This is a genomic window from Pseudescherichia sp. (assembly GCF_032052675.1).
Lineage (GTDB): Bacteria > Pseudomonadota > Gammaproteobacteria > Enterobacterales > Enterobacteriaceae > Pseudescherichia.
The window spans coordinates 162,216-187,701 of the sequence record NZ_DAMBWA010000001.1 but is presented as its reverse complement, the minus strand read 5'-3'; the positions used below and the strand labels follow the sequence as shown (position 1 = coordinate 187,701).

General features: G+C 55.1%; 29 protein-coding genes. 7 read left to right on the top strand and 22 right to left on the bottom strand.

Annotated features, from left to right (window positions below; translation table 11 throughout):
- Window positions 1-89 precede the first annotated feature (89 nt).
- Window positions 90-1,799, top strand: coding sequence for a cellulose biosynthesis regulator diguanylate cyclase DgcQ (gene dgcQ, locus RTX96_RS00955; RefSeq protein ID WP_312669858.1), 1,710 nt, complete (start codon window positions 90-92; stop codon window positions 1,797-1,799).
- On the opposite strand, the gene RTX96_RS00950 is transcribed toward dgcQ, so the two are convergent.
- Both RTX96_RS00950 and RTX96_RS00945 read right to left on the bottom strand, forming a co-directional pair.
- Window positions 1,778-2,593 (bottom strand): mannosyl-3-phosphoglycerate phosphatase-related protein, encoded by an 816-nt coding sequence (locus RTX96_RS00950; protein WP_312669856.1) that lies wholly within the window; start codon window positions 2,591-2,593, stop codon window positions 1,778-1,780. The two genes, dgcQ and RTX96_RS00950, sit on opposite strands and share 22 nt — an antisense overlap.
- Window positions 2,594-2,888: 295 nt before the next feature.
- A complete protein-coding gene (locus RTX96_RS00945; protein WP_312669855.1) occupies window positions 2,889-3,071 on the bottom strand; it encodes a hypothetical protein in 183 nt (60 codons plus the stop codon).
- A gap of 124 nt (window positions 3,072-3,195) precedes the next feature.
- Between RTX96_RS00945 and dsrB the strand changes: the two genes are divergently transcribed.
- Window positions 3,196-3,384, top strand: coding sequence for a protein DsrB (gene dsrB / locus RTX96_RS00940; protein ID WP_103819213.1), 189 nt, complete (start codon window positions 3,196-3,198; stop codon window positions 3,382-3,384).
- 48 nt (window positions 3,385-3,432) lie between these two features.
- Here dsrB and rcsA read toward each other — a convergent pair whose 3' ends face one another.
- The 14 genes from rcsA to fliF form a co-directional block, all read right to left on the bottom strand.
- Window positions 3,433-4,056: a transcriptional regulator RcsA gene (rcsA, locus tag RTX96_RS00935; protein WP_042391443.1), complete on the bottom strand. Its 624-nt coding sequence runs from the start codon at window positions 4,054-4,056 to the stop codon at window positions 3,433-3,435.
- A gap of 284 nt (window positions 4,057-4,340) precedes the next feature.
- A complete protein-coding gene (fliR, locus tag RTX96_RS00930) occupies window positions 4,341-5,135 on the bottom strand; it encodes a flagellar biosynthetic protein FliR (RefSeq protein ID WP_312669854.1) in 795 nt (264 codons plus the stop codon).
- 9 nt (window positions 5,136-5,144) lie between these two features.
- Window positions 5,145-5,414 (bottom strand): flagellar biosynthesis protein FliQ, encoded by a 270-nt coding sequence (fliQ, locus tag RTX96_RS00925; RefSeq protein ID WP_103819215.1) that lies wholly within the window; start codon window positions 5,412-5,414, stop codon window positions 5,145-5,147.
- Window positions 5,415-5,425: 11 nt separating this feature from the next.
- Window positions 5,426-6,163, bottom strand: a complete 738-nt coding sequence (gene fliP / locus RTX96_RS00920; protein WP_103819216.1) for a flagellar type III secretion system pore protein FliP — start codon at window positions 6,161-6,163, stop codon at window positions 5,426-5,428.
- On the bottom strand, window positions 6,163-6,537 hold the full coding sequence (gene fliO, locus RTX96_RS00915) for a flagellar biosynthetic protein FliO (protein ID WP_312669853.1): 375 nt from the start codon (window positions 6,535-6,537) through the stop codon (window positions 6,163-6,165). Before fliO ends, fliP begins: the two co-directional genes overlap by 1 nt.
- A 2-nt stretch (window positions 6,538-6,539) precedes the next feature.
- Entirely contained in the window at window positions 6,540-6,956 is a 417-nt protein-coding gene (gene fliN, locus RTX96_RS00910; RefSeq protein ID WP_042391438.1) for a flagellar motor switch protein FliN, read from the bottom strand.
- On the bottom strand, window positions 6,953-7,957 hold the full coding sequence (fliM, locus tag RTX96_RS00905; RefSeq protein ID WP_103819218.1) for a flagellar motor switch protein FliM: 1,005 nt from the start codon (window positions 7,955-7,957) through the stop codon (window positions 6,953-6,955). Before fliM ends, fliN begins: the two co-directional genes overlap by 4 nt.
- Window positions 7,958-7,961: 4 nt before the next feature.
- Window positions 7,962-8,429 carry a flagellar basal body-associated protein FliL gene (gene fliL / locus RTX96_RS00900; RefSeq protein WP_268107508.1) on the bottom strand — a complete coding sequence of 156 codons (468 nt, stop codon included), beginning with the start codon at window positions 8,427-8,429 and terminating at the stop codon, window positions 7,962-7,964.
- Between the two features lie 105 nt (window positions 8,430-8,534).
- Window positions 8,535-9,824 carry a flagellar hook length control protein FliK gene (fliK, locus tag RTX96_RS00895; RefSeq protein WP_312669852.1) on the bottom strand — a complete coding sequence of 430 codons (1,290 nt, stop codon included), beginning with the start codon at window positions 9,822-9,824 and terminating at the stop codon, window positions 8,535-8,537.
- Window positions 9,821-10,264 (bottom strand): flagellar export protein FliJ, encoded by a 444-nt coding sequence (gene fliJ / locus RTX96_RS00890; RefSeq protein ID WP_312268123.1) that lies wholly within the window; start codon window positions 10,262-10,264, stop codon window positions 9,821-9,823. Before fliJ ends, fliK begins: the two co-directional genes overlap by 4 nt.
- A gap of 24 nt (window positions 10,265-10,288) precedes the next feature.
- Window positions 10,289-11,659, bottom strand: a complete 1,371-nt coding sequence (gene fliI / locus RTX96_RS00885) for a flagellar protein export ATPase FliI (protein WP_103819222.1) — start codon at window positions 11,657-11,659, stop codon at window positions 10,289-10,291.
- The gene (gene fliH / locus RTX96_RS00880) at window positions 11,659-12,372 is read right to left on the bottom strand and encodes a flagellar assembly protein FliH (RefSeq protein WP_103819223.1); all 714 of its coding nucleotides are present in this window, start codon (window positions 12,370-12,372) and stop codon (window positions 11,659-11,661) included. The genes fliI and fliH overlap by 1 nt, the downstream gene beginning before the upstream one ends.
- Complete coding sequence (gene fliG / locus RTX96_RS00875) at window positions 12,365-13,360, bottom strand: flagellar motor switch protein FliG (RefSeq protein ID WP_042391432.1); 996 nt, start codon at window positions 13,358-13,360, stop codon at window positions 12,365-12,367. The genes fliH and fliG overlap by 8 nt, the downstream gene beginning before the upstream one ends.
- Window positions 13,353-15,038, bottom strand: a complete 1,686-nt coding sequence (gene fliF / locus RTX96_RS00870) for a flagellar basal-body MS-ring/collar protein FliF (RefSeq protein WP_312669851.1) — start codon at window positions 15,036-15,038, stop codon at window positions 13,353-13,355. Before fliF ends, fliG begins: the two co-directional genes overlap by 8 nt.
- A gap of 225 nt (window positions 15,039-15,263) precedes the next feature.
- On the opposite strand from fliF, the gene fliE reads away from it, so the two are divergent.
- From fliE to lysM, 3 genes are all read left to right on the top strand, one after another.
- Window positions 15,264-15,578, top strand: a complete 315-nt coding sequence (gene fliE, locus RTX96_RS00865; protein ID WP_181016601.1) for a flagellar hook-basal body complex protein FliE — start codon at window positions 15,264-15,266, stop codon at window positions 15,576-15,578.
- A gap of 321 nt (window positions 15,579-15,899) precedes the next feature.
- The gene (locus RTX96_RS00860; protein ID WP_312669849.1) at window positions 15,900-16,349 is read left to right on the top strand and encodes a hypothetical protein; all 450 of its coding nucleotides are present in this window, start codon (window positions 15,900-15,902) and stop codon (window positions 16,347-16,349) included.
- A gap of 658 nt (window positions 16,350-17,007) precedes the next feature.
- On the top strand, window positions 17,008-17,466 hold the full coding sequence (gene lysM, locus RTX96_RS00855) for a peptidoglycan-binding protein LysM (RefSeq protein WP_312669848.1): 459 nt from the start codon (window positions 17,008-17,010) through the stop codon (window positions 17,464-17,466).
- Window positions 17,467-17,576: 110 nt separating this feature from the next.
- Here lysM and yedF read toward each other — a convergent pair whose 3' ends face one another.
- Together yedF and yedE are read right to left on the bottom strand one after the other, a co-directional pair.
- Window positions 17,577-17,810 (bottom strand): sulfurtransferase-like selenium metabolism protein YedF, encoded by a 234-nt coding sequence (gene yedF, locus RTX96_RS00850; RefSeq protein WP_312669847.1) that lies wholly within the window; start codon window positions 17,808-17,810, stop codon window positions 17,577-17,579.
- Window positions 17,807-19,012, bottom strand: coding sequence for a selenium metabolism membrane protein YedE/FdhT (yedE, locus tag RTX96_RS00845; protein WP_312669846.1), 1,206 nt, complete (start codon window positions 19,010-19,012; stop codon window positions 17,807-17,809). Before yedE ends, yedF begins: the two co-directional genes overlap by 4 nt.
- A 188-nt stretch (window positions 19,013-19,200) precedes the next feature.
- On the opposite strand from yedE, the gene yedD reads away from it, so the two are divergent.
- Entirely contained in the window at window positions 19,201-19,614 is a 414-nt protein-coding gene (gene yedD, locus RTX96_RS00840; protein WP_312669845.1) for a lipoprotein YedD, read from the top strand.
- Window positions 19,615-19,654: 40 nt separating this feature from the next.
- On the opposite strand, the gene amyA is transcribed toward yedD, so the two are convergent.
- The 4 genes from amyA to fliD are packed head-to-tail and all read right to left on the bottom strand — an operon-like array spanning window position 19,655 to window position 23,398.
- The gene (gene amyA, locus RTX96_RS00835; protein ID WP_312669844.1) at window positions 19,655-21,142 is read right to left on the bottom strand and encodes an alpha-amylase; all 1,488 of its coding nucleotides are present in this window, start codon (window positions 21,140-21,142) and stop codon (window positions 19,655-19,657) included.
- 55 nt (window positions 21,143-21,197) lie between these two features.
- The gene (gene fliT, locus RTX96_RS00830) at window positions 21,198-21,569 is read right to left on the bottom strand and encodes a flagella biosynthesis regulatory protein FliT (RefSeq protein ID WP_312669843.1); all 372 of its coding nucleotides are present in this window, start codon (window positions 21,567-21,569) and stop codon (window positions 21,198-21,200) included.
- Window positions 21,569-21,973 (bottom strand): flagellar export chaperone FliS, encoded by a 405-nt coding sequence (gene fliS, locus RTX96_RS00825; protein ID WP_312669842.1) that lies wholly within the window; start codon window positions 21,971-21,973, stop codon window positions 21,569-21,571. The genes fliT and fliS overlap by 1 nt, the downstream gene beginning before the upstream one ends.
- 12 nt (window positions 21,974-21,985) lie before the next feature.
- The gene (gene fliD, locus RTX96_RS00820; protein ID WP_312669841.1) at window positions 21,986-23,398 is read right to left on the bottom strand and encodes a flagellar filament capping protein FliD; all 1,413 of its coding nucleotides are present in this window, start codon (window positions 23,396-23,398) and stop codon (window positions 21,986-21,988) included.
- A gap of 256 nt (window positions 23,399-23,654) precedes the next feature.
- Between fliD and RTX96_RS00815 the strand changes: the two genes are divergently transcribed.
- On the top strand, window positions 23,655-25,340 hold the full coding sequence (locus RTX96_RS00815) for a FliC/FljB family flagellin (protein WP_312669840.1): 1,686 nt from the start codon (window positions 23,655-23,657) through the stop codon (window positions 25,338-25,340).
- Window positions 25,341-25,486 lie beyond the last annotated feature (146 nt).

The window sequence follows — 25,486 nt, the reverse complement described above, 5'->3', positions numbered from 1 at the left end:
GCTCTGGCCCGATATGAAGTCTGACGGCGGCGTGCCGATAATGTGGATTGTAATGACTGGATAACTTCAGCAACTATCATGGAGACGTCGTGCCACTCTCTACCGCTGCCGCAGGCTCATCACGGTTGAATAGCATTCGCAGGTATCTCGTACCCGCTCGGGTCGTTAATCTCTGTTTTGTGATTGTGCTGGTTAGCTCAACGCTGCTGACCTGGCGCGAGGTCGTGGTACTGGAGGATGCCTACGCGGCGACCCAGCGTAACACCCTCGATAAGGTCTCCAGCGCGCTCGATCGGCAGATGGAGATCGGCGTTAACGCGCTGCTCTTCTTTCGCAATGCGATGAGGGCAGCGGTGCAGACGCCGCTGGCCTCTGAAGTGCTGGAGAACGTGCAGGTTGAGTTTGCCCAACAGCGTCACCAGCCTTTCTGGCGTATCAGCGTTGATCAGCGGCGCACGCTGCCGATCACCGGCGTCTCTGATGCCTTTGTCGCCCGTCATCCTCTGCTGAGTCGGGACGATCCGCAGATGCATAATGAGATGACCGCCGCGCTGGAGGTTGGCTATATCATGCGTCTCGCCACGGCAATACCTGCGATGCCTAAACATGCCTGGTATGTTTCACGCGCTGGCTTTTTCCTCTCCTCGCAGCCCGCCGCCGTGTCGGCAGAGAGCGTGGCGCGTTATGAGAGCCTGCTGACACAGCCCTGGTTTACCGGGCAGTCTAACCACGCCAACCGTTTTCGCGGCGTGCGCTGGTTTACCTCTGAACAGCATGCTGGTCAGCAGGAGTCGCTCGTCACGGTTAGCGTGCCGCTGGACTATGCCCAATACTGGTATGGCGTGCTGGCGATTGACTACTCCTTCTCCTCGGTAAAACAGCTGCTGGAGGAGGCACTCAGGGATGAAGAGCAGGGTGAGTATCAGCTCTACAATAACGCGCTTGAACGTGTAGCGTCTTCCTTGCCTGCGGGCGTGCAGCCGCGTGCGTTTACCCAGGAGCAGCGGCAGAGGCTGATACAGGCCATCGCGCAAAGCAATAGCGGCAGCCTGCGTCTCGGGCCAACCTTTGTCGTCTGGCAGAAGCTTGATCACTTCGATGGGCTGCTGCTGCGCATCCATACCCTGCGCGAAGGCTTACAGGGGGATTTTGGCACTATCACCATTGCATTGGCGCTGCTGTGGCTGCTCTTTACCGCTATGCTGCTCAGCTCGTGGGTGGTTATCCGCCGCATGGTAAACAATATGTATGCGATGCAGCACTCACTGCAGTGGCAGGCATGGCACGATCCCTTAACACGCCTGCTCAATCGCGGCGCACTATTTGAGCGGGCAAAAGCGCTGGCTGAGCAGTGCCAGCTCCAGCAACGACCGTTCTCGGTGATCCAGCTCGATCTCGATCATTTTAAAAGCGTTAACGATCGCTACGGCCATCAGGCGGGGGATTTAGTTCTGACCCAGGCCGCGCGTCTGATCGGCGGCTCTATTCAGGGTGAAGATCTGGCTGGCCGCGTCGGCGGGGAGGAGTTCTGTATTGTTCTGCCGGGAAGCACGCTGCTGCAGGCGCAGCGCGTTGCGGAGCGAATACGGGAGCGTATCAGCCGTAAAGAGATCCTCGTTCACAATAGTCAGACGGTGCGCATTAGCGCCTCGCTGGGCGTCAGCAGCGCTGAGCCGAGCGAGAGTTATGTCTTCGAATATCTACAGATGGTGGCAGATAGACGGCTCTATCTGGCCAAGCGGGGTGGACGCAACCGTGTTTGCGCTGAAGAGCCTGCTCAGGAAGAGCCAAACAGATGATCCAGACCTTCCCGCCAGCCAGCGGGGCCGGTCTGGGTGGTTCGATAGACCCGGGATGGCTCATCGTGGCGTAGCGTCACGCCGTCACGATTAAATCCTTTCACGACGATGGCAAAATCGACGTTGTCCAACATTGGGGCATCGTTAGGACCATCCCCCAAGCCGAGCGTCGTATACTGCTTGCCTTCGTGCTCGCAGTACTGGCGTGTCAGCCAGTTCACCGCCTGATCCTTACCACCGCGTTGGTCAATGACGTGCCAGTAGCGCGCCCCTTGAACAAGGCGCAGGCCAAAGCGGGTCAGGTCGGCCTCAAATTTGGCCAGCCGCTCGTCGCTCTCGCGCCAGATCAGCGTCTCCGAGGCTTCATGCAGGCGGGCCAGGCTCGCCTGGGCAGGCGTATAACCGGTTAATTCAACCAGAACGGGAACCTCAAGATCGCTAAAGGTGGTGAATTTGTAGCCCTCATTTTCCCGCAGCGGCGTCAGGACGGTCATAATCTGATCGTGGCTCACGCCGTTAATCATTCGCGGGGCGTTTTTATGCGCCTCCCAGCGCGTATCGAGCTGGATAACTGCACCGTTCTCGGCAATAAACGGCTGACCCTGTAATCCAACCATTTTCTGGATCGCCAGGGTCTCAGCCGCCGTCATGCTGCTGCACAGGATAACGGGTATCTCACGCTGGCGCAGGCGGGTCAGCCAGGCCTCAGCGGGCTGCCACTCATGGGTATGACTATCAAGCAACGTACCGTCGATATCAGTAAATACCAGCAGCGTATCGTTAAGGCCGGGCATGGTCAGCTCCTTTGCTAGCGCAACGGGATGGTAAGAAAAGTCTCAAATTAATAAACATGCACTGCAAATACCAGATTTCAATAGCCCGCTAAAGGCGATGCCGTCTGGCTTCTCATGCATTAGTCGTAAAACAGTTAAGCAAAATAATAATTAGGTTGATGAATATTATCTTGTCCCGCAAATAATTTGCATATACATTCATATCCGCATCAGATTTCCTGGTGTAACGAATTTTCAAGTGCTTCTTGCAAACGCAAGCTTTATCCCGGTCTCCCCAGACCGGGATTTTTTCTTTTTAGCGGTTCAGCTCTGCCACGCTGCTGTCGTGAATATCCATCTCCCAGGCGTTGGCTACGGTCCGCTCTTCGCTATGCTGCATAGAAATCGTGGCGTTTTGCTCAGGGCTGCTGCCATCTATTGAGGCCAGTAGCGCCTCCACTTCAGCGTCGTTCAACGTTTTCTCATGGCTGGTTTTCATACGCGTGACTCCACAGGCCGTTTCCTTAAGTATAGACGGTAGAGAAAAGCAGCAATCACCACGCAGGCGCTGTCAGCGCGCGTGTTTTGTTCTACACTGGCAAAACTACGACAGGAGGAAAACAATGAAGGTTAACGATCGGGTTACAGTTAAAACGGACGGGGGACCACGACGCCCGGGTGTCGTACTCGCGATTGAAGAGTTTAATGAAGGGACAATGTATCTGGTTTCGCTTGAAGATTACCCGCTCGGCATCTGGTTTTTTAATGAAAAAGGGCATCCGGACGGGGTATTCGTGGAGATGCAGGAGTAACGTTGTCACCACCCTCATGCCCGGGAGGGTAAGTGCCTGCTTGCCCTCTTAACGCATATTCACGAAGATGCCGCTGGTGACGTAATCCGTCAGGCGTACGACGTGGTAGATCACTTGCTTATTATGCGTTTTTATTTTTCTTTTAATATTTCCCTTATGTGATGATACCGTTTTGGCTTTAATATTCATTTGATCGGAGATCTGAATCGTTCCCTGTCCCGACATCCACATTCGTAGCATACTGGATTCAGTACGGCTTAACGATAGTGTAGGGAGGTTAATCCCTTTTTGGCCCTTCGCCTCTTTATTCAGATAGTCTGCGAGAAACTCATCCAGCGATTCAGGTTTAATCGATTTAGAACTAATTAATAAGTTTTTGCGCACCAGCAGGTATTCATCAAAATGGATATTCGCTATGGCCATAAAGACAATAAACAACGTCTTTGGATGCTGATTAATGATTTGCTTAATATGCTGACTCTGTTCGAGATCGTGGATGAAGCAGTCTTCATTAATAAACACCACCGCAGGCCGCCAGGCCTCGCATGCAGAACCGAGCTCGCTGACGCTGGATACGTCTTTGATATCTCGTTTTTTTACCCCTCGACTTGCCAGATATCCGGTTAATCCCAACCGGGTATAGCTGCATAAATCCATAATAATCGTTGACATGGCATACCCTCACTCAATGCGTAACGATAATTCACCACCTGCCTGAGAGCCTCATAACAGTAAAACGGATGAAAATATTCTGAAAACCTATGAGCAGGACAGGACTTTCAGGCGAACACACTATCCCGTAAAGTTAGGTATAATTTGCCAGGAAACATCTTAAAGTAAAGTAAACTTTCGGATCTGTGATAATCATAAAAACAAATAAACCGCGCCCCGTATATCCTGGCGGGTATTAGTGAAATTCCTTTTTAGGAATATCCTCAATAAAATCCCTGCAAAAATTAGGGGCTGAACGCCTGGGGCAATTCGCTAATGATATCCGCCAGCAGGTTAAAGATTTCGCTAAACAGGTGTTCACAGAAGGGAGCAATGAGCGGCATCAGGGCCGCCATCAGGACGATACCCACGCCCAGGGTGATCGGGAAACCCACCGAGAAGATAGAGAGCTGGGGAGCCATTCGGTTTAGCAGCCCAAGGGAGAGGTTAAGCGTCAGCAGCAGGGTAATGACCGGCAGCGCCAGCATCAGGCCGTTAAGGAATATCAGTCCCCCTGCACGGGTTAGCGCCAGGAAGGCGTTGCTGTTCACCGGATCGCCACCGATAGGCAGGGTATGGAACGTATCTACCAGCATCGAAATTAGCCACAGATGGCCGTTAAAGGTCAGAAACAGCAGCAGAGCCAGCATATCCATAAAGCGCGCCAGCACGGGCATGTTGAGATTGCTGCCGGGATCGAAGAAGGTGGCAAAGGAGAGGCCCATCTGCAGCCCAATCAGCTCCCCAGCGGTGCGTATAGCAGCAAAGGCGAACTGCATGGTAAAGCCCAGCGCAATGCCAATGAGGATCTGCTGCAGCGCCAGCCACAGGGCGTCGCCGGAGAAGATCGGTACGTTGGTCGCGGGCAGGGAGGGGGCAATGACGATGGTAATAATAAAACCCAGCCCGAGCTTGACCCGTTTGGGAACGCTACGCTCGCTGAGGATCGGCGCGGTTGAGATCAGGGCCAGCACGCGCAGCAGCGGCCAAAAATAGAGGCTCAGCCACTGGAGCCACTGATCGCTGGTTACCGACACCATAAGGGTTACTTATCCAATAATATAAGGAATATTGCTGAACAGCGAACGCATATAGTCCAGCAGCAGGTTAAGCATCCACGGGCCGGCAACGATAATAGCGACGAATACGGCGATAATTTTAGGGATAAACGACAGCGTCATCTCGTTAATCTGCGTGGCGGCCTGGAGAATACTGATCACCAGACCGGTTACCAGAGCAACCAGCAGCAGGGGGGCGGCCACCATCAGGGCGATCTTCATCGCCTCGGTGCCCATCATCATGACCGATTCTGGTGTCATTTCCGCGATCCTTAACTGTAAAAGCTCTGCGCCAGCGAGCCGACCAGCAGCTGCCAGCCATCCACCAGCACGAACAGCATCAGCTTAAACGGCAGGGCGATGGTGGCGGGAGGAACCATCATCATCCCCAGCGCCATCAGCACACTGGCAATCACCAGGTCAATGATCAAGAACGGAATAAAGATAGTAAAGCCAATCTGAAACGCCGTCTTCAGCTCGCTGGTGACGTAGGCCGGGAGCAGAATACGCATCGGTACCGCTTCCGGTCCTGGCAGCGGTCCGCTGTTCGCCAGGCGGGCAAACAGAGCCAGGTCGGCCTCCCGCGTCTGGCGCATCATGAACTCTCTCAGCGGCTGCGCGCCTTTCTCCAGCGCCACGTCGATAGAGATTTTGCTTTCGCTAAACGGCTGGTAGGCCTCGGTGTAAATCTTATCGATCACCGGGGACATAATAAAAAAGGTCAGGAACAGCGCGAGGCCAAGCAGCACCTGGTTAGGCGGCGCAGAGGGCGTGCCCAGCGCGTTACGCAGCAGGCCAAAAACGATGATGATGCGGGTAAAGCTGGTCATCATCAGCAGAATAGCGGGCAGGAAGGTCAGCGAGGTGATAAACACCAGGGTCTGCACCGGCAGGGACCAGCTTTGGCCACCGTTGGCCAGCGGCTGGCTGACTAATCCGGGAAGCTGGGCAAAGGCGCTGGGCGCAACCAGCACTAAGCCAGCCAGCGCAAGAGGTAACAAACGGCGCATCAGTATCTCCCGGAACGCTTAATCAAATTCTTTAACACGGCCTGGAAATCCGGAGTGTTCTCTTTCGGCACGTCGCTGACTGGCGGCGCAGGGGGAAGCGTGTGCAGCAGGCTGATTTGTGACGGTGTCACACCCAGCACCAGCCGCGCATCGTCGACGTCAACGATAATCACCCGCTCGCGCGGGCCAACGGTCGTGCTGGCGCTCACCTTCAGGCCACGGGCGCTGGCAGTTTTACCGCCAAAGCCCATCCGCTTCGCCAGCCAGGCTGCCGCAAGGATCAGGGCAATAATGCCCAGCAGCGCGCCGCTGACCTGCACCAGCGGAGATCCGGATACGGCAGCGGGCTGGACAACGGTAGCCTGGGTTTTCATGCTTAGCGGCTCAGACGACGCATACGCTCGGACGGCGTGATGATATCGGTAATACGTACGCCGTACTTATCGGCAACCACCACGACTTCACCCTGGGCAATCAGATAGCCGTTGATCAGAATGTCCAGCGGCTCACCGGCGAGACCGTCCAGCGCTACCACCGACCCCTGGGTCAGACGCAGCAGCTCTTTAATGGTCATGCGGGTCCGGCCCAGCTCAACGGTCAGCTTTACCGGGATATCCATAATCAGGTCGATATCCTGCAGGGTGCCGCTTACGTCACCGCCGCCAAACTGCTGAAACACCGAGTCGGTGGTGCTTTTGCTGCTGGTAGTGGTTTTTTGTTCGTTCAACGCGTCAGCCCACAGATCGTCCATTGCCATGCTGTTCTCATCGGACGGATTGTTCATATCACTCATTTGGGCTGTTCCTCATTCAGCGAATTCAAAATCGGGTTGATCAAATGTTCAACGCGCAGGGCATACTGGCCGTTGATGGTGCCGTACTGGCTGGTGAGCACCGGGACACCGTCTACGTGGGCGATGATGCGATCGGGTTTTTCGATCGGCAGAACGTCGCCGGGTTGTAGCTTCAGGATCTGCGACAGGCGCAGCGGGACATCGCCGAAATTGGCAATCAGCTCCAGCTCCGAGTGCTGCACCTGGCGAACCAGGTTATCGCGCCAGTTCTGATCCTCGTTGCGGGAGTTCTCCAGCGGCGGGTTAACCAGCGTCTCGCGCAGCGGCTCAATCATGCTGAAGGGCAGACAGATATTAAACTCGCCGGTCAGGTTACCAATCTCCACGTGGAAAGGGGTATTGACGACGATATCGTTCGGCGAGGTGGTGATGTTGGTAAACTTCACCTGCATCTCCGAACGGACATACTCAACGTCCAGGGGGTGGATCGCCTTCCATGCGTCGCTGTAGCCTTCCAGCGCCAGCTTCAGCATGCGGTTGATCACCCGCTGCTCGGTATGGGTAAATTCGCGTCCCTCCACCTTGGTCGGGAAGCGGCCATCGCCGCCGAACAGGTTATCCACGGCAATGAATACCAGGCTTGGCGAGAAGACAAACAGCCCGGTGCCACGCAGCGGCTTCAGGTGGATCAGGTTAAGGTTGGTCGGCACCGGTAGGTTACGCGCGAACTCATGATAGGGCTGAATGCGGATCGCCCCCACGGTAATGTCCGGGCTGCGGCGCAGCAGGTTAAACAGTCCCATACGGAACTGGCGCGCGAAACGTTCGTTAATAATCTCCAGCGCCTGCAGGCGTTCACGCACCACGCGGCGCTGGGTATTGGGATCGTAAGGACGAATATCACTCTCGCCGCCTTTGCCGGGCTGCGGAGCATCGCTCTGTTCGCTGTCGCCGTTCAGCAGCGCATCGATTTCGGCCTGTGAAAGAATGCTATCGCCCATGTCTTTACCGCAAAATGAAAGCTGTATAGAGAACGTCAGTCACTTCCTGCTTTGGCTGGCCAGGGACTAACGGCGGAGAGAGCGTCTCTTTAATGGCGGTCACTAGCTGGCGCTTGCCTTCGTCGCTCGCCAGCTGCGTGGCATCCTGACGGGAGAAGAGCAGCAGCAGGCGGCTACGCACTTCCGGCAGGTACTCGCTCAGGCGAGCACGCGTGGCTTCGTCCTTCAGGCGCAGGGTAATGCCGACGTAAAAGACGCGATCGGCTTCGCCCAGGTTAACGGTAAAGGTATCCAGCGCGAAAAAGACCGGGGCGGGCGGCGGCGGCGCTTCGGCTTTCACCTCTTCACCTGGCTGCTGGTGCATGCGCCAGTAGCTATAGCCGGCGGTGGCGCACGCGGCGAGCGTGATCAAAACCAACAGCGGGATCCAGATTGAGCGTTTCTTCTTTTTGCTAATTGCGGCGTCAGTCATCTGTTACGTGCTTCCTGTTTCGGTACTGCTTATAGGCTGATTATCCCGTGTCCTGCGTCCGTCAAAGGGCGGAAAAGACGGGGATAATCATGCTACCTTTTGCGTTTAGGCAAAGATGTCTACCGCACCGTTGCCGCGAGCGAGTGATTGCAGGCTCGCTGGAGCGATCAATCCATCCTCTTCGTCAGCGGCAAACGTGCCGCCGTGGCCGGAGCGCGAGGCCTGTTGCTGCTGGGAAAACGACTGCTGCTGTCCAGCGGAGCTTTCGCTGCTGATGCTGCTCTGGCCAAGCTGAATGCCGTTTTCTGCCAGCTGGGTGCGCAGCACCGGCAGCGCGGCTTCCAGCGCGGCACGCACGTGGCTGTGCTGGGAGACCATCTGTAGCTGGGCCTGGTTGTCGTCAATCTTCAGGCTAATCTGCACCTGACCTAAATCTTCCGGATGCAGGCGCAGCTCGGCGCTCTGCTGGCCCTGCTTAGTAAACAGGGTGATATTCTGGCTGATGGTCTGCTGCCACTCGCTGCTGCCGAGTGGGGCGCTAATTACCGGGGCAGCAACCGGGGCGCTGGCCTGGGCCGGGGCGGCGGTGGTCACCGCAGGGGCGACGCTGACGCTGGTATTCACTGCCTGCACGGCGGTCTCCGGGGCGCTTTTCAGCGGCGCGGCGGTGGTCAGCTGGCTGGTTTGCGCGTTGCCGTCAACGACAGCGGCAAAGCGCTCGCCTTCAGTGTCATCCTGTGCCGCCGGAGCTAACACAGGCTCACGGGTGAGAGAGGCGAGATCCGGGCCGCGGCCAGCGGGAGCGGTCACCGACGAGGCGGACGCTGCGGTGTCGCTCTTCGGCACGGCGGCGGTGGCCGTTTGCTGATGCGGCAGCATCGCCAGCAGCGCGCTCAGCCCGGCCAGCTCCTCTTCGCTGAGATCGCTGCTCGTGTCGTCATCTGCGGCAGCGGCAGTTGCGGTCGGCTGTGCCTGAGTCGCAGCCGCGGGCGAGGCGATCCCCTTCAAGCCGCCGGTCAGGCTGGCTAAAATAGCCTGCGCTTCGCTCTGTAACGGCGCGCTGGTCTGGGTGACATCTTCCGTTTCGCTCGCTTTAGCAGCCGTTGCAGGCGCATTGCCCGCTGGCGTCCGGGTGAGCAGGGCGGCCAGCTGTTGCGCCGGGGAGCGGGTATCGGTCTCATCCGCGCCGCCTTTTAGCAGGCTCTGCTGTAGCGTTGTCCCTGCCGCGCGCAGATCGTTAAGCGTAAGGGGGGCCTCCTCACCTGACGTCTGGGTGCCGGTTAGCGCGCCCGACAGCAGGGCAAGAAAGTCTTCTGCGCCCGTCGCTGCTTTACCTGTTTGCAGGCCGCTGGCGGTATCGGCATCGGTGACAAGCAGTTTTGGCAAAGTGATCACTCTGGTTTCCTCATTGAAGCGCGCTGGGCGAACTCATCCATTTTTTTCTGATCGAGGCGGTTCTCTGCCAGCAGGGCGGCGCTGGTTTGCCGATCCTGCAGGGTTTGCCACGCCTGCAAACGTTGTTTCTTCTCTCGCCAGGCGTTCAGCGCCTGTTCGACTTTCGTGGTCCACTGCATCAGCTGCTGGCGGTGCTGCTCGATGGCTTTCTCCAGCGTGGAGATAAACTGCTGGTAGTTTTGCCAGCGCTGGCTGCCAATGCCCTGGGTCATATCCGTGTTGAGGTTATTGCGATACTCATTCTGATAGTCCATCAGCATCTTGAGCTGCTCTTCCGCCTGCTGACATCCCCGGCGCATCTCGCCGAGGCGTATTGCTGCGTCATCCACCGCTTTTTCAGCCAGATCCTTTAGCGTCGTTAATGCGCTATTCTGCGTCACGATCGTCGCCCTCCCACTCTTCTGTTACACCGTCGGGAAAATAAGCTCTAAGCCCTGGATGGACTCTTCCCATCCGGCGCGTTCAAAAATACCCTGCTGCAAATAGGCTTCCAGCTGCGGCCACAGGGCGATGGCTTTATCCAGCATCGGATCGCTGCCCCGGGCATAGGCGCCCACGCTGACCAGATCGCGGTTGCGCTGGAAGCTGGAGAGCAGCTGTTTGAAATGTCTGACCCTGGCGTAGTGCTGCTCGCTGATTAACGCGGTCATGGCACGGCTGATAGAGGCCTCGATATCGATAGCCGGATAGTGGCCCGCTTCCGCCAGCCGACGCGACAGCACAATGTGACCGTCAAGAATGGCGCGGGCGGAGTCGGCGATAGGATCCTGCTGGTCATCCCCTTCGGTCAGCACGGTATAGAAGGCGGTTATCGATCCGCCGCCGTGGGTGCCGTTACCGGCGCGCTCTACCAGCGCTGGCAGTTTGGCAAATACCGAGGGCGGGTAACCCTTGGTCGCCGGCGGCTCGCCAATCGCCAGGGCGATTTCACGCTGCGCCATCGCGTAGCGGGTCAGGGAGTCCATAATCAGCAGCACGTGCTGGCCGCGATCGCGGAAATCTTCCGCAATGCGCGTGGCGTAGGCCGCACCCTGCATACGCAGCAGCGGCGAGACATCCGCCGGGGCGGCGATCACCACCGAGCGGGCGCGACCCTCTGCGCCAAGGATATTCTCGATAAAATCTTTTACTTCACGGCCACGTTCACCAATCAGTCCGACGACAATCACGTCGGCCTGGGTGTAGCGCGCCATCATGCCCAGCAGCACGCTCTTTCCGACGCCGGAACCGGCAAACAGACCCATACGCTGGCCGCGGCCGACGGTTAACAGGGCGTTGATCGGCCGCACGCCGGTATCCAGCACATGCTCAATAGGGGTACGCTGCAACGGGTTGAACGGCTGGGTGATCAGCGCCCCGGTTTCAGTGGTATCAGGGGAGGGCAGGCCATCCAGCGGTTTGCCCGCGCCGTCCAGCACCCGGCCCAGCAGCGCCGGACCTAACGGCAGCTGTTTTCCGCTGTGCAAGCCGTCGCCGGTGGCGCTGCGGGCATAGACGCGCGCGCCGGGCAGAATGCCTTCTACCTCTTCAAGCGGCATCAGGAAGAGGCGCTGGCCGTTGAAGCCCACCACTTCGCTCTCTACTTCCCGGGTCTCGCCGCTCTCCTGGCGCTCTATAACGCAGGTTGCCCCCAGCGGCAGCTGCAGGCCGGTCGCCTCCAGTACCAGCCCGGTGGCGCGGGTTAGCCGCCCGTAGCGGCGTACCGCGGGCAGCTGCGCCATTTTGTTCTCAAAGTTGTCTAGCGTGGTGAGCCAGCGGGTCAGGCGCGCAGTCATTAGATCACTCCCGGCGCGGCCAGGCGACACAGTTCCTGCCAGCGGGTAGCGACGCTGGCATCCAGATCGCCCTCGTCAGCGGAGACTTTGCACCCGCCCGGGTGGAGGGTTGGATCGCCGCGCAGACGCCAGCCGTGCAGACTCAGCGTCGCGCCCACCATATCTTCCACACGCTGAAGATCGTCCGGATGGACGCGCAGCTGTGGCTTGCCGTTAAACAGCGGCTCCTGCTGAAGCAGCTGCTGGATCTGTTTAATCAGGGCGGTGTTATCCACGCTCGGCGTCTGGCCAATGATCTGGCGCGCCGCCTCCAGCGCCATCTGCATCAGACGAGAGGCGATCACGCTGTCCAGCGCGTCGAGACTGTACTGGAACTCGCTCGCCAGCTGCTGCATTCGGGCATGGATCGGCGCCTGCTGCTGCTGGGCCTGGGCGAGACCCTGCTCAAGGCCTTTGGCCAGCCCCTCCTGATACCCCTGGCTGTGACCAGCCTGCCGGCCTTCGGCAAGACCGGCGCTGTACCCCTGCTCGTGGGCCTGGATCTGCAGCTGCGCCAGCTGCTGCTGTTGCTTCTGCTCGTCGGTTAAAACGATCTCTTCGCTCTCCTGCGGGGCATCATCGCTATCGCTTTGCGCCACCGCCGGAACGAACTCGCTCACCGGCATCGCCAGATCTTCCGGCGTCCAGATTTTCCACGGCAGTTCGTTAGACATAGGTATCCTCGCCGCTGCCGATTACCATCTCGCCGGTCTCTGCCAGACGACGGACGATAAGCAGGATCGCTTTCTGCTCGTTCTCCACCTGGGAGAGACGCACCGGCCCACGGTTGGCAAGGTCGTCGCGCAGGATATCTGCCGCACGCTGAGACATGTTGCGCAGGAACTTCTCGCGCAGCGGCTGTTCGGAGCCTTTGAGCGCGATAAGCAGGGATTCGGAATCCACTTCCTGCAGCAGGCGCTGGATGCTGCGGTCGTCCACCTCGGAGAGGTTTTCGAACAGGAACATCTCGTCGATAATTTTCTGTGCCAGCTCGCCGTCGAATTCGCGCACCGCGGTAATAACGGCCTCTTCCTGCTGGGTCTTCATCAGGTTGATGATCTCTGCCGCCGTTCTTACGCCGCCCATTTTGCTGCGCTTGAGGTTCTGGCCGTCGAGCAGGCTGTTGAGCACTTCGGTCAGCTCCGCCAGCGCCGCCGGCTGGACACCGCCGAAGGTGGCGATACGCAGCATGACGTCATGACGCAGACGCTCATCGAAGAGGGCGAGAATATCCGCCGCCTGGCCGCGTTTAAGATGCACAAGGATGGTGGCGATAATCTGCGGATGCTCGTCGCGGATAAGATCGGCAGCGGTCTGCGGCTCCATAAAGTTGAGCGTCTCGATACCGCTGGAGGTATCGCGCGTCTCGAGAATATCTTCCAGCAGGCTGGCTGCACGCTCTTCGCCAAGCGCTTTCACCAGCACCGAACGCAGGTAGTCGTTGGCGTTGATATTGAGCGCGGCGAACTGCTCTGCCTCCTGCTCAAACTCCTGCAGAACGTCGGTCAGCTGCTTGTTGGAGATCTGGCGCACGCCGGCCATCGCGGTACTCAGGTGCTGAACCTCGCGCTGGGAGAGGTGCTTGAACACCTCTGCCGCGCGGTCTTCGCCAATGGTCATCAGCAGGATGACGCTCTTTTCCGTTCCGGTAAGGTTACTCATTCTCTTCACCACTCATCCACTGGCGGATGACCAGCGCCACAACGCGCGGATCGTTATCTGACATTTCGCGAATACGCTGGCTCATCACCTCGGCGCTCAGACGCTGGTTAGCGCGGCGCTGCTGCGTCTGCTCATCTTTGCTGAGGCGAACCTCCACCGCTTCCTCTTCCGGCATCTGACGGGTCTGCGCATTCTCGAGCAGCGCTTTGCGCTCCTCTTCGCGACGTACCAGCTGCGGACGGACGGCCTTACGCCACAGGATCCAGGCAACAATCAGCACCAGCAGCCAGCGACCGGCGGTCATCAGCTGATCGATAAAGGCCTGCTGTTGCCAGAACGGCAGCTCGCCTGCGCTCTCATCGGTGGCGTTGAACTGGGAGTTCACCACGTTGAGGGTATCGCCGCGCTGCTGGGAGTAGCCCATCGCTTCGCGGGTCAGGTCTTCAATCTGCTTCAGCTGATCGGCATTCAACGGCAGCGGTTTGCCATCGGCCAGAGTGCGATAGTTCACCACCACGGCAACGGAGAGGCGCTGCACATCACCCACGTTCATTTTGGTGTGGCGAATGGTGCGATCGACTTCATAGTTAGTGGTTTCGTTGCGCTGCGTGTTACGCGGACCGGCGCTGTTTGCCGTGCTGGTCGTTGTCTGCTGCGCATTCTGGTTCTGCTGGCCGTTCTGCGGCGCATTCGCGGTGATCGGCGCATTATTGGCTGGCGCAGGCTGGTTAGAGAGCGCGCCCGGCACGCCGCCCGGATAGGGGCCGCCCACCTGCTCGCTTTCGTTCAGCTGGCGGGAGCGCATCACGGCTTCGGACGGATTGCCGTTCGGATGATACTGCTCTTCGGTCTGCTCTTTATTATCAAAGTCGATCTGGGCGTTAACCTGTGCATGGACGTTGCCATTCCCGACGATAGGGGAGAGGATCGCCTCAATGCGGCGCTGCACGCGGCCTTCGACGTCGGCGGCATACTTCAGCTGGGCATCGTTGAGATCGCGACCGCTGGTATTGGACTGGGTCAGCAGGCGACCGCTCTGGTCGACCAGGGTAACGTTCCCTGGCGGCAGGCCCGCAACGGCGCTGGAAACCAAATGAACCACGGCGCTGATCTGGCCTTCGTCCATTGCGCGGCCCGGAGCGAGGTTGACGGTAACGGAGGCCGACGGGGATTTTTGTTCGCGCACGAATAGCGACGGCTTAGGCATGGCGAGGTGAACACGGGCTGATTTCACCGGCCCGAGGGTTTCGATAGTCCGGGCCAGTTCGCCCTCCAGCGCACGCTGGTAGTTGACCTGTTCGCTAAACTGGCTGATACCAAACTTCTCCTGGTCCAGCAGCTCAAAGCCCACCGCGCCGCCTTTCGGCAGCCCCAGCTGGGCCAGGCGCAGGCGCAGCTCATGCACCTTATCCGCTGGCACTTCAATCGCGCCACCGGTTTCCGAGAAGCGGTAGGGAATATTCATCTGCGTCAGCTGGGTCACAATCGCGCCGCCGTCCTGGTCGGAGACGTTGCTATAGAGGACGCGATAGTCCGGCTGTTTCGCCCACAGCACCATAGCAACGATGATAGCGATGGCGGCGGCACCAGCGATAAGCAGGGGAATTCTGGGATTCGCGCGCAGGCGGTTCATCCACTCGAGAGATTTATTCTGTGATGCGGTTGCTGTCGCACTCATTGCACACCTCGTAACTCTGGGTGGACGGCATTATTCGTGTAATGAAGCAAAACGGACTCCCGGGTCGGCAAACACGACAAAAGTTCCATGTTGATGGCCGTGCCATTATTTGATGATTCGCGATTTTCTATGGGTCAAATAACCTGGTTTTTTGTCGCTATTTACCGCCATCATCTTATTGACAAGCTGGTAATCTCGTCGCCAGTCAAATCATGTAGGGGTAAAATCATGTCCATTCAGGGGATTGAAGGCGTCATCAGCCAGCTGCAGGCCACGGCCGGCGTGGCAAAAAACCAGAGCGTTGATGCCGAGTCCACCGTTAGCTTCGCAGGCCAGCTGCACGCCGCACTGGATCGCATCAGCGATACGCAGAACGCCGCGCGCACCCAGGCTGAAAAATTCACCCTCGGCGAGCCGGGCGTTGCCCTGAACGACGTGATGACCGATCTGCAGAAGTCATCCGTGTCGCTGCAGATGGGGATCCAGGTGCGTAACAAGCTGGTGTCGGCGTATCAGGATGTGATGGCGATGCAGGTGTAGGCTGCTTAAGGTATTACCAGATTAATATAACTAAAAAGAACCAATGGGACATGGGTGGGGCAAACTCAGATAATTTCTGGCTCAGAATGGCAATCTGTTCTTGGTTAATATCCGACATCCATTTCTCATAAACCTTATAAACCTTATAAACCGTCTCAGCATAAGCATGTACTATTTACGTGGCGATGAAGTTAGGGTTGGCCCCAGCTGACACATTCCATCATGCGTATCACTAAAGTTAGTAGGATTTTCCTTAGGTTGTTGATTTGCACCGTTACATCTTGTAATGATTGTTGCGCCTTAATTAACAACAACCTAACTATGAAAACCTTAAAAGTGATCAGCAGCTTTTTGCTGTTGTTTTCTGCACACAGCAACGCAGCCTGGCAGGAGCGTGAGCTCAACACCTGGTATGAGAAAGATCGGGTTTTATATGACATCACGCAAACTGTTGACGACAATCCTGTGATGATAAGCATTGCTCAGGCTGGCTATAAAACAGCCAATCTTACTATTTCGTATATGTCTAATGGAGGATGTTCAAAAACTAACCCGCCGCTAAGAATAAACAACACCATAGTGCCTGCTGCTTATAAGTGTGTACCGGTGGATAATAATAAAATTGAGCATTACATTGTCGATGACGCTGATAAGGTTAATGCTTTAGTCAGACACCTGAAGTCAGACTTTACGGCTGTCATTCAGAAGGACATTAAAATCTGGGCGGCTAATATCAAGTCGCCCAAGTATGGAATGGCCCCGAAGTTCTGACGAGCTGGTGAACCTAAACCGCCTACGGGTGGTTTTATTATTCTCACATGAGATGCTCAATCAAAATACTGTAAAGCACTTCAGAATTCCTGCTCGTTGCTAACATTACTCTCCTAATTTATGAACGTTTATAACGTCTGACTTCAATTGTTCGAGAGGGATACAGTCGTACAAATCAAAATACAGACCGTGATCGCGAAATCTACTGCAAACCATGTAAATATTCATGCTGACATCAAGGTCTTTAAGCCATTGCATATCCTCTGATTTCAGCTTATTTGGGCGAAAGGAGAACCAAAACCCGGCCTCTTTACTAATTGCATAGCATTCCGCGTCGTTGCTGTACTGAATGTGATCACCTGTCATTAAAAATTTTATCTAGCCTCGGCGTATGCGCATTTTATGCGATAACGACCAGTATAACGGGCAAATTTGTAAGATCTACATCATGATGAATTCAATTAAAGCAGCAGACGTCACCTTTAGGTTCCCGACTGGGTGTCGATGAATATAAAATTGTAGGCTCCGCTGCGCTTGTTAAATCAGGTTGACGGCTTTCTCTGATAGTCAGAACTTCCCTAAATCACGCTTACGTCAGCCGCTTGCCCTGACCTCTGCTACACTTTCAGAGTCTTAACTTAACGGTAAGGAGCTGAAAATGGGTCTATTCAATTTTGTAAAAGAAGCAGGCGAAAAGCTGTGGGACGCCGTGTCCGGGCATGACGACAAGGATGAGCAGGCGAAAAAGGTGCAAGAGCATCTAAGCAAAACCGGGATCCCAGATGCCGATAAGGTGAACGTGCAGGTTGCCGACGGTCAGGCTACCGTAACGGGTGAAGGCCTGAGCCAGGAAGCCAAAGAGAAGATTCTGGTGGCGGTAGGTAACATCTCCGGTATTGCCAGCGTAGCCGACAACGTTAAGGCCACTGCTGCTACCGATACGCCTGCTAAAGAGAGCCAGTTCTATACGGTGAAATCCGGTGATACCCTGAGCGCTATCTCTAAACAGGTATACGGCGACGCTAACCAGTACAATAAGATCTTTGAAGCGAACAAACCGATGCTGAAAAGCCCGGAAAAAATCTATCCGGGCCAGGTGCTGCGTATTCCGCAGTAAAATAGCGTTCGTAGCTGTGCAGGTCGGGCCAGGCATCAGTCGCCGCCCGACATGACTGCACTCGCCGGGTGGCGCTGCGCTTACCCGGCCTACGATCGGCTCTCACCGCTCTACTTCTGAATTAAATAACGAATCGTTGGCCCATCCTGCTGGATACCCAGCACGGTATAGCCATGATTGCGCGCGTCCAACGGAATGTTATTAATCGATTGCGGGCAGTCGCTTACCACCTCTAATATCTCACCCTTTTTCAACTGCGGCATTGCCTCCAGCGTGGCAACGGCAGGGTAGGGACAAGGTTCGCCTACCATATCCAGGCGATAATCCGGAACACTCGTCTTCATACTGCTTCCTTAACCGCCAGCGTGGCGGCGCGTTTGAAGAAATGTTTCTCCCACGCCACGACCAGCAGCAGGGCGGCAAGCAGCAGGCCGTAGGTGACCAGTAATCCTCCGAGCGGACCGAAGGTGTTCAACAGATTCACCTTATCCCAGCGGGTGGCCAGCGACGGGGCCAGATCGTCCCAGAAATAGGCCAGCAGCGTCGAGCCGATGACGTTACCCAGTCCCACCCACCAGTAGTGCACCTGGCCCTCAACGGCGCGGTACATCCAGCCGGTTTCACACCCGCCCGCCAGTACAATCCCGAAGCCGAAGAGCAGCCCGCCAATCACGGCGTTGGGGCCAGCCCACATAATTTTGGCTTCAACCCCCAGCTGGACATAGCTGAAGATACCGATGGCGCTCACCGCCATTCCGAGGATAATGGCCTTCGCCATATGGGTTCGGCCGGTGATCCACATATCGCGGAAGGCAGAGGTGAAGCAGATCTGCGCTCGCTCAATCAGCAGACCAAAGCCGACGCCGAACAGCATGGCGAGACCGAGCTTAGGCTGATTCATTGCCGTGAGCAGCGCCCAACCCAGCATACCGACAAACACCAGCATGCCGAGGCGAAAGCGACGTCGCGCCCGGTCAGGCTGCTGCGTCAGCGGCGAGGCGGCAGAGACCTTCTGCATTTTTACCGGAATACGGAAAAACGGCAGCAGGGTAACGCGCGCACCAAACCAGCTGCCCACCGCTGTGGCCAGCGCAAAGAACCAGGCATGGAGCGAAAACTGCGGAATGCCGGTGAAAAACGCGGCCAGGTTACAGCCCATCGCCAGGCGCGCGCCAAATCCGGCAATGATGCCGCCAACAATGGCTTGAAAGATACGGATACGGCTGCGGGGCAGTCGCAGCTTGACGTTATTCGCCCACAGCGCGGCGGCAAAACAGCCACCAAACATGCCGATGATCATCATGCCGTCGATGCGGGTTAGCGGCGTGCCCTCCAGATGGATCAGCTTGTAGTAGCCCCAGTTTTCTGTATGAACGCCCACTAACTGCAGTAGCTGACCGCCCCAGCGGGTAAATTCCCCGGTGACGGCCCAGAAGGTGCCGGTGATACCAAAATAGTAGGTTGAGAGAATGCCAGCGGCGATAACGGCGGGCAGGGGGGCCCAAAAGGTAATCAGCCAGCGCTGTTTGAAGTGTTGCCAGGACATGGTAGTAGCCTCTGAACTCAGAAGGTTTATGTTGTAAAGCGGAACCGCGATCCTACACGGAACGGTACTTTTGCCCAGCGGTAAATGGCATTTATACGGTGCAGATCAATTAAACTCGCGAAGGTTATCGCTGGCGGGCGTGGCGCTTTAATGCCAGAATATTTTTTTCTTCGCAGGCAGGACATTAGATGAAAAAAGTAGCGATTTTTAGCGCACTGCTGGCACTGACCGGCTGTGCACAGATTGATAACTATAACGAGGTGGTTAAGCACCCCGCGCCAGCGGATCTGGCCGGGTACTGGCAGTCAGCCGGGCCGCAAAGCAAGCTGGTAAGCCCGGAGGCGATTGCCAGCCTGGTGGTGACCCCCGCCGGGGATACGCTGGACTGCCGCCAGTGGCAGCGCGTAATTGCCCTCCCAGGCAAGCTGACGCTGCGTGGGGATGATTTTTATAACGTGACGCAGAAGGTCGAGGTTTACTCGGTAGAGCGGGATGGTGCCATGCTGGAGTATGCAGGCATGACCTTGAAGCGGGTCGATCGCCCAACCGCTGAGTGTGCTGATGTGCTGGCGAAAAGCCCGCTGCCTACGCCGCTGCCGTAAGTAACAACGCTGAGCGAGTCGCCTCGCTCAGCGTATTACGTTACAGCACCTCTTCCAACACCCACACGCTGACGCTGCCGCCGTTGCAGGTGAAGGTGCCCGTACCGTTTTCGTCGGTGCTGACGGTCTCTTCGCGATTGCCGAGGTAGTCGCGCCACATCTTATTGCCGTAGTTTTCCCCTAGCTCCAGCGTTTTCTCTCCATCGTCACCGTTGGAAAGCACGACGACGCAGCCCGGATCCTCTTCGGTTCCGCTCCGGCTAAAGGCGATGCAGTTCGGGTGATCGAACCACAGGGTCTGTACGCCGTGGGCGAAACGCTGACGAGCCAGGATCATCTGGTCAAGCTGTTCGATAATCGGCATGTCGATGTGGTAGGTTTCGCCGTCGCCGCCGGTATCGTCATAGCTTGCGCCGTAGAGATCCGGATAGAACACCGACGGCACACCGTTTTCCCGTAGCAGGATCAGGGCGTAGGCCAGCGGCTTAAACCAGGATTCCACCGGTGCCTCCAGCGCCTGTAGCGGCTGGGTGTCGTGGTTGGTGACCAGGGTGACGGCATGGAAGGGATCGGCCTCCACCAGCGTGCCGGTGAAAATCTGGCTCATGTCGTAGTCACGGCCCTGCAGCGAAGCCTGATGAAAATTCATCTGCAGCGGCGCATCGAACAGCATCGTATTGCCATCTACCTGATCGATATACTGCTGAAGGCGATCGACCTCATGGGACCAATATTCAGCGACGATAAAGAGCGGCTTTGGCGCCACTTCCTGCACGTGGTTGATCCACTCCTTATAGAACCACGCCGGGATATGCTTAACGGCATCAAGGCGGAAGCCGTCGCACTGGGTCTGCTCCATTACCCAACGCGCCCAGTATTTGATCTCCTCCGTGACCGCCCGGTTGCGAAAGTCGATATTGGATCCCATCAGATAGTCGAAGTTACCCAGCTCTTCGTCGACCTGATCGTTCCAGCCATCGCCGGTGTAATCGTTAACAATTTTGAATATGCCGTCTTCGTCGGGATTTTCGATATGATCGACGCCGCTAAAACACTTGTGGTCCCAGATAAACTTAGAATATTTTCCTTCACGAGCGGGGAAGGTGTAGCGCGTCCAGGCTTCGCAGGCGATCTCCTCATCATCGATTTGGTTACGATCGTGTTCATTTACCCGATTAACAGAGATCGACTCTTTTTCATCGGCCCCCATCTTATGGTTAACTACCACGTCGAGCAGTACGGCGATGCCGTTCTCCTTCAGCGCGCCGATAGCCGCCAGCAGCTGTGCTTTATCACCGTATTTAGTAGGAACCGTGCCTTTTTGATCGAACTCGCCCAGATCAAAGAGATCGTAGGTGTCATAGCCGACCGAATACCCTCCCGTTGCCGCTTTATAAGCGGGGGGCAGCCAGACCATGTTAATGCCAATATCATTAAAACCAGACGCACGCTCGGCCACTTCCGGCCAGAGTTTACCGCCTTCCGGATAGTACCAGTGAAAGCATTGCAATAAGGTGGGGTTTTTCATCGACCATGCTCCAGAAGTCATTTATATGACTTCTGGAGTATAACTCACGCGAAATTTATCGTGCGGGTGTACCGGATTCCGGTACAAGAAGCATACCGGAAAGACGTCCGTAGGTGTTATTAAGGGACTGCTGGCGAGTAGACTGACTAATTAGCAAACTTAATTCATCAAGACGTCGCCCAAGGAGTTGCTTTAATAACGCCTCATTTTCCAGCGTCTGTTTTAGATAGCTGGCCACTAAATCCTGTATGCTTTGCTGCATTTCTTGTGGAGTTTGTGTTTTCATCACTGCCTCAATACTTTGCAAATAGGTAACTTCCTGTTCTAGAAGAAGATCCCACTCGCCACGCTGGGCAAGTTCCAACAGCGACTGGCTAAGCAGCACAACGCGCTGCCAACGGCTAATCAACTTCACATGCAGAGACATCAAATAGACTCCTGAACGGCTTGCTGAGGGGAGATCTGTTTCCAGGCATCGGCAATATTGCTCAGTAAGCCTTCGACCTCTTCAATTGCTTGACTGTCATTATGTAGATTTGCCTGGAGCAGGCGACGGATCATATAGTCATACAATGATGATAAATTGGTGGCGACTTCGCCGCCTTTTTCCTGATCCAGCCCGGCCTTCAGGCCGTTATCAATAATATTGATGGCTTTGCTGAGTGCTTCGCCTTTGGCAACCATTTCGCCAGACTGCATAAATAGACGCCCACGTACGAGCGCGCTATGCGCACCGTCGAAAAGCATGACGATGAGCTGGTGTGGACTGGCGCTCATCGCGGCGCTTTCTACACCGATTTGCGCGTAGGCTTTGGTACCCGCCGTATACATATCAACCTCGTGTTATGAAGAGCTGCTTGATGAGAACTGCTGAGTTAGATAAGTGCTGGTGTTGTTAAGCTTACTCATCAGCGAATCTAATTGCGTAAACTGCGTCTTATAGCGTGCAACCGTGTCGTCGATACTGGCACTAACGGAAAGGTACTGCTTCGTCAGTCTTTTCAGCGTGGTGTTGATACTGTCCTGAGCACTATCGATAATGCCGTCATCGGCCAGATAGCCTTCAACCAGCTTACTGATTTTGGTCGTCACGCCCGTTTCTTTACCGTCACCCACCAGCAGCGCCTGAACATCGACCGAGCCTGTTTTCAGCGCGGTGCTGAGCTTATCGTTATCAATCTTCAGCTTGCCGGTAGAGGGATCCTGAGTCACGCCCATCTGTGACAGCGTCTGGAAGCTCCCGCTGCTGATGCTAGTAGAAAACTGCGCGCGGATGCCGGTCTGAATAGTACGCACCGAGCTGTCACCAAGCAGTGCACCATTACTGGTATCCTGCGCATCCGTTCCCGCATCAACTGAAGTGTATTTAGTCAACGTGCCGATAGTATCGACCAGCGAGTTATATGCATTGACCCAAGCTGTAATGGCTGAGGTCGCTTTATCATTGCTCTGGCTGACGGTGACTGTGGTATCGCTGGCAACTTTGGTCAGATTCAGCGTCAGACCTTCCGGCGCATCCGTCACCGTGTTGCTGCTGCGAACGATGTCAATGCCGTTAACCGTCAGTTCTGCATCTTTGGCTTCGACAATCTGCGTCATGCCGGAGCTAGCTGCATCTGCATTGTTGTAGCTAAGTAGCTCATTCAACTTACTGTCGCCGGTGACAGAAACACTCATTTTATTGGTTACGCCGGTTTCAGTTGACGTTAGAACCAGCTGATAATCGTCGTCTTTAAGTTTCACAATGCTGGCAGAAACGCCGCCGTTTGCATTGTTGATGGCGTCACGCAGGCTCGACAGCGAGGTCTGATCTTTGGTCAGTTTAATCTCAAGCGGTTTTTCTTTACCGTCCTGCTTAATAACTAGGGTGCGCTCTTCGGCACTGGTATCCCCCAGCGCATCTTTGGTATTCGCCACCGTCGCGGTCGTGCGCAACGACTGCGCCTGCGCCAGTTGGGTGACGTTGATTTTATAGGTGCCCGGTGCCGCGCCTGCCGCGGTGCTTACGGTCAAATCTGTACTGGAACTGGTCGCCACTGTGCTTTTAAAAAGCGAAGCATCATTTAAGGCTGTGTTTGCCGTCTGGAATTTTTCCAAAGAGCTTTTAAGCGTGCCAAAAGCCGTCAGCTTTGATGAGTAGCTGCTTTGTTGCTGAGTAATCGGCGTCAAACGCGCTTTCTCGGCTGTTTCCAGATTCGTCAGTAGCGTGTCTAGCGGCAGGTTCGATCCAACACCTAAAGATGAAATAGAAGCCATGCATGTTCCTTTAATATTGCAAACAGTGGTTAAGCACGGTATCGGCAATGTTCAGGCAGAGTTTAGTAAAATTTATAGAAATATAATGGAGGGAATAGTGGTGCGATGAAGCGGCTTTTCAGAGCTTAAAAAATAGCGTGGAAAAAAATGAAAATCTCCTAAAGTTCGATTTTGAAGTGCCGATACCTTGGTTACGGTGAGAAACCGTGGGCAACGGCCCATCAACATTAAGATATAAACTGATAAGGAAAAAATCATGGCATCAGTTATCAATACAAACAGCCTGTCGCTGTTGACCCAGAACAACCTGAACAAATCCCAGTCTTCTTTGAGCTCCGCCATCGAACGCCTGTCTTCTGGTCTGCGTATCAACAGCGCTAAAGATGACGCTGCGGGCCAGGCGATTGCTAACCGCTTCACCTCTAACATTAAAGGCCTGACTCAGGCTTCCCGTAACGCCAACGACGGTATCTCTATTGCGCAGACCACTGAAGGCGCACTGTCTGAGATCAACAACAACCTGCAGCGTGTTCGTGAGCTGTCTGTGCAGGCAACTAACGGTACCAACTCCCAGTCTGACCTGGATTCAATCCAGAATGAAATTGGCCAGCGTCTGAGCGAAATCGACCGCGTGTCCGGTCAGACTCAGTTCAACGGCGTAAAAGTGCTGGCTTCTGACAGTTCTTTGAAAATCCAGGTTGGCGCAAACGATGGTGAAACTATCTCTATCGACCTGAAAGAGATCACCTCCAAAACTCTGGGCCTGGATGGTTTCAACGTGAATGGTAAGGGTGGTGTTGCTAATAGCGTTGCTTCAACTGCAGATCTTAAAGCTGCTGGTTTTACAACAGCCGATGCAGGTAAAACTTATACTGGTGATGCGGGTTATAAAAATTCTACAACTGCAGATGTATTAGATAAGCTCAAAACTAATGACAAAGTAACCTCTAGTATCGACAATGGCTTTTCTTCTGCCTCAACCACTTATAATTACGATGCAGATAAGAAAAACTATTCATTCTCAACAGCAGGTTCTACTGCAACCTACGATCAAGTACAGAAATACATCGCTCCCAAGGCTGGAGATACTGCGTCAGCTACTATCACTATTGATGGTTCTGCTCAGAATGTAACCATTGGTTCTGATGGTAAAATCACTGCAGCTGATGATGGATCAGCACTGTACTTGGATACAACTGGTAATTTAACCAAAAATGGTTCAGATTCATTAGGGCAAGCAACTCTTGAAAAATTACAGAATAACAACGTTGGGGGAGCAACTGGTAATGCTGTAGCTTCAACAATTAAAACAGCTGATGGAAGTACATTTACTTTCTCCGGTACAGCAGATCCTGCGAATGCTGGTAGTGTTAAAGTTGATAAAGCGTTTATCAGTTCAGATTCTTTGACCAGTGCAGTTAAAAATAATGCACTTACTGTAGATTTCGCAACTGGTACTGATTATTCAATTAGTGCAGCTGGTGCAGTAACAGAAACTGTTGGTGGTCTGCAAGTTTACACCAAAGGTGACGGCGCACTTACAAATTCTAATGTTGCAACATATTATGTTCAAGATGATGGTTCGATCACTAATGGTTCGGGAAAAGCAGCCTATAAAGATGCAGAGGGTAAAATTACGACCGATGCTCAAACTTCAAGTGATAAAACTAGTGATCCATTAAAAGCTTTAGATAAAGCTCTCGCACAAGTTGATGCTCTGCGTTCTGACTTGGGTGCGGTACAGAACCGTTTCGATTCTACCATCACTAACCTGGGCAATACTGTAAACAACCTGTCTTCTGCTCGTAGCCGTATCGAAGACGCTGACTACGCAACTGAAGTATCTAACATGTCTCGTGCTCAGATCCTGCAACAGGCAGGTACCTCTGTTCTAGCGCAGGCTAACCAGACAACTCAGAACGTACTGTCCCTGCTGCGTTAATTCGCATCGCTTGCCTAAACCCCGCTCCGGCGGGGTTTTTTTATGCCTGCTCACCTATAACCCCAAATAACCCCCCATTTCACCCACTATTCACCCGATTAAAACCCCTCCAGAATCGGATAATCATGCCGATAACTCATTTAACG

Coding starts and splice junctions, on each gene's coding strand:
- fliN (WP_042391438.1), bottom strand. CDS start 6,956: ATGAGTGATATGAACAATCCGTCCGATGAGAACAGCATGGCAATGGAC.
- fliT (WP_312669843.1), bottom strand. CDS start 21,569: ATGTCTCTGCATGTGAAGTTGATTAGCCGTTGGCAGCGCGTTGTGCTG.
- rcsA (WP_042391443.1), bottom strand. CDS start 4,056: ATGTCAACGATTATTATGGATTTATGCAGCTATACCCGGTTGGGATTA.
- dsrB (WP_103819213.1), top strand. CDS start 3,196: ATGAAGGTTAACGATCGGGTTACAGTTAAAACGGACGGGGGACCACGA.
- fliR (WP_312669854.1), bottom strand. CDS start 5,135: ATGGTGTCGGTAACCAGCGATCAGTGGCTCCAGTGGCTGAGCCTCTAT.
- fliD (WP_312669841.1), bottom strand. CDS start 23,398: ATGGCTTCTATTTCATCTTTAGGTGTTGGATCGAACCTGCCGCTAGAC.
- fliM (WP_103819218.1), bottom strand. CDS start 7,957: ATGGGCGATAGCATTCTTTCACAGGCCGAAATCGATGCGCTGCTGAAC.
- yedD (WP_312669845.1), top strand. CDS start 19,201: ATGAAAAAAGTAGCGATTTTTAGCGCACTGCTGGCACTGACCGGCTGT.
- fliS (WP_312669842.1), bottom strand. CDS start 21,973: ATGTATACGGCGGGTACCAAAGCCTACGCGCAAATCGGTGTAGAAAGC.
- fliO (WP_312669853.1), bottom strand. CDS start 6,537: ATGAAAACCCAGGCTACCGTTGTCCAGCCCGCTGCCGTATCCGGATCT.
- RTX96_RS00860 (WP_312669849.1), top strand. CDS start 15,900: ATGAAAACCTTAAAAGTGATCAGCAGCTTTTTGCTGTTGTTTTCTGCA.
- RTX96_RS00950 (WP_312669856.1), bottom strand. CDS start 2,593: ATGCCCGGCCTTAACGATACGCTGCTGGTATTTACTGATATCGACGGT.
- fliG (WP_042391432.1), bottom strand. CDS start 13,360: ATGAGTAACCTTACCGGAACGGAAAAGAGCGTCATCCTGCTGATGACC.
- fliI (WP_103819222.1), bottom strand. CDS start 11,659: ATGACTGCGCGCCTGACCCGCTGGCTCACCACGCTAGACAACTTTGAG.
- fliH (WP_103819223.1), bottom strand. CDS start 12,372: ATGTCTAACGAACTGCCGTGGAAAATCTGGACGCCGGAAGATCTGGCG.
- fliF (WP_312669851.1), bottom strand. CDS start 15,038: ATGAGTGCGACAGCAACCGCATCACAGAATAAATCTCTCGAGTGGATG.
- yedF (WP_312669847.1), bottom strand. CDS start 17,810: ATGAAGACGAGTGTTCCGGATTATCGCCTGGATATGGTAGGCGAACCT.
- RTX96_RS00945 (WP_312669855.1), bottom strand. CDS start 3,071: ATGAAAACCAGCCATGAGAAAACGTTGAACGACGCTGAAGTGGAGGCG.
- fliP (WP_103819216.1), bottom strand. CDS start 6,163: ATGCGCCGTTTGTTACCTCTTGCGCTGGCTGGCTTAGTGCTGGTTGCG.
- amyA (WP_312669844.1), bottom strand. CDS start 21,142: ATGAAAAACCCCACCTTATTGCAATGCTTTCACTGGTACTATCCGGAA.
- RTX96_RS00815 (WP_312669840.1), top strand. CDS start 23,655: ATGGCATCAGTTATCAATACAAACAGCCTGTCGCTGTTGACCCAGAAC.
- fliQ (WP_103819215.1), bottom strand. CDS start 5,414: ATGACACCAGAATCGGTCATGATGATGGGCACCGAGGCGATGAAGATC.
- lysM (WP_312669848.1), top strand. CDS start 17,008: ATGGGTCTATTCAATTTTGTAAAAGAAGCAGGCGAAAAGCTGTGGGAC.
- fliL (WP_268107508.1), bottom strand. CDS start 8,429: ATGACTGACGCCGCAATTAGCAAAAAGAAGAAACGCTCAATCTGGATC.
- yedE (WP_312669846.1), bottom strand. CDS start 19,012: ATGTCCTGGCAACACTTCAAACAGCGCTGGCTGATTACCTTTTGGGCC.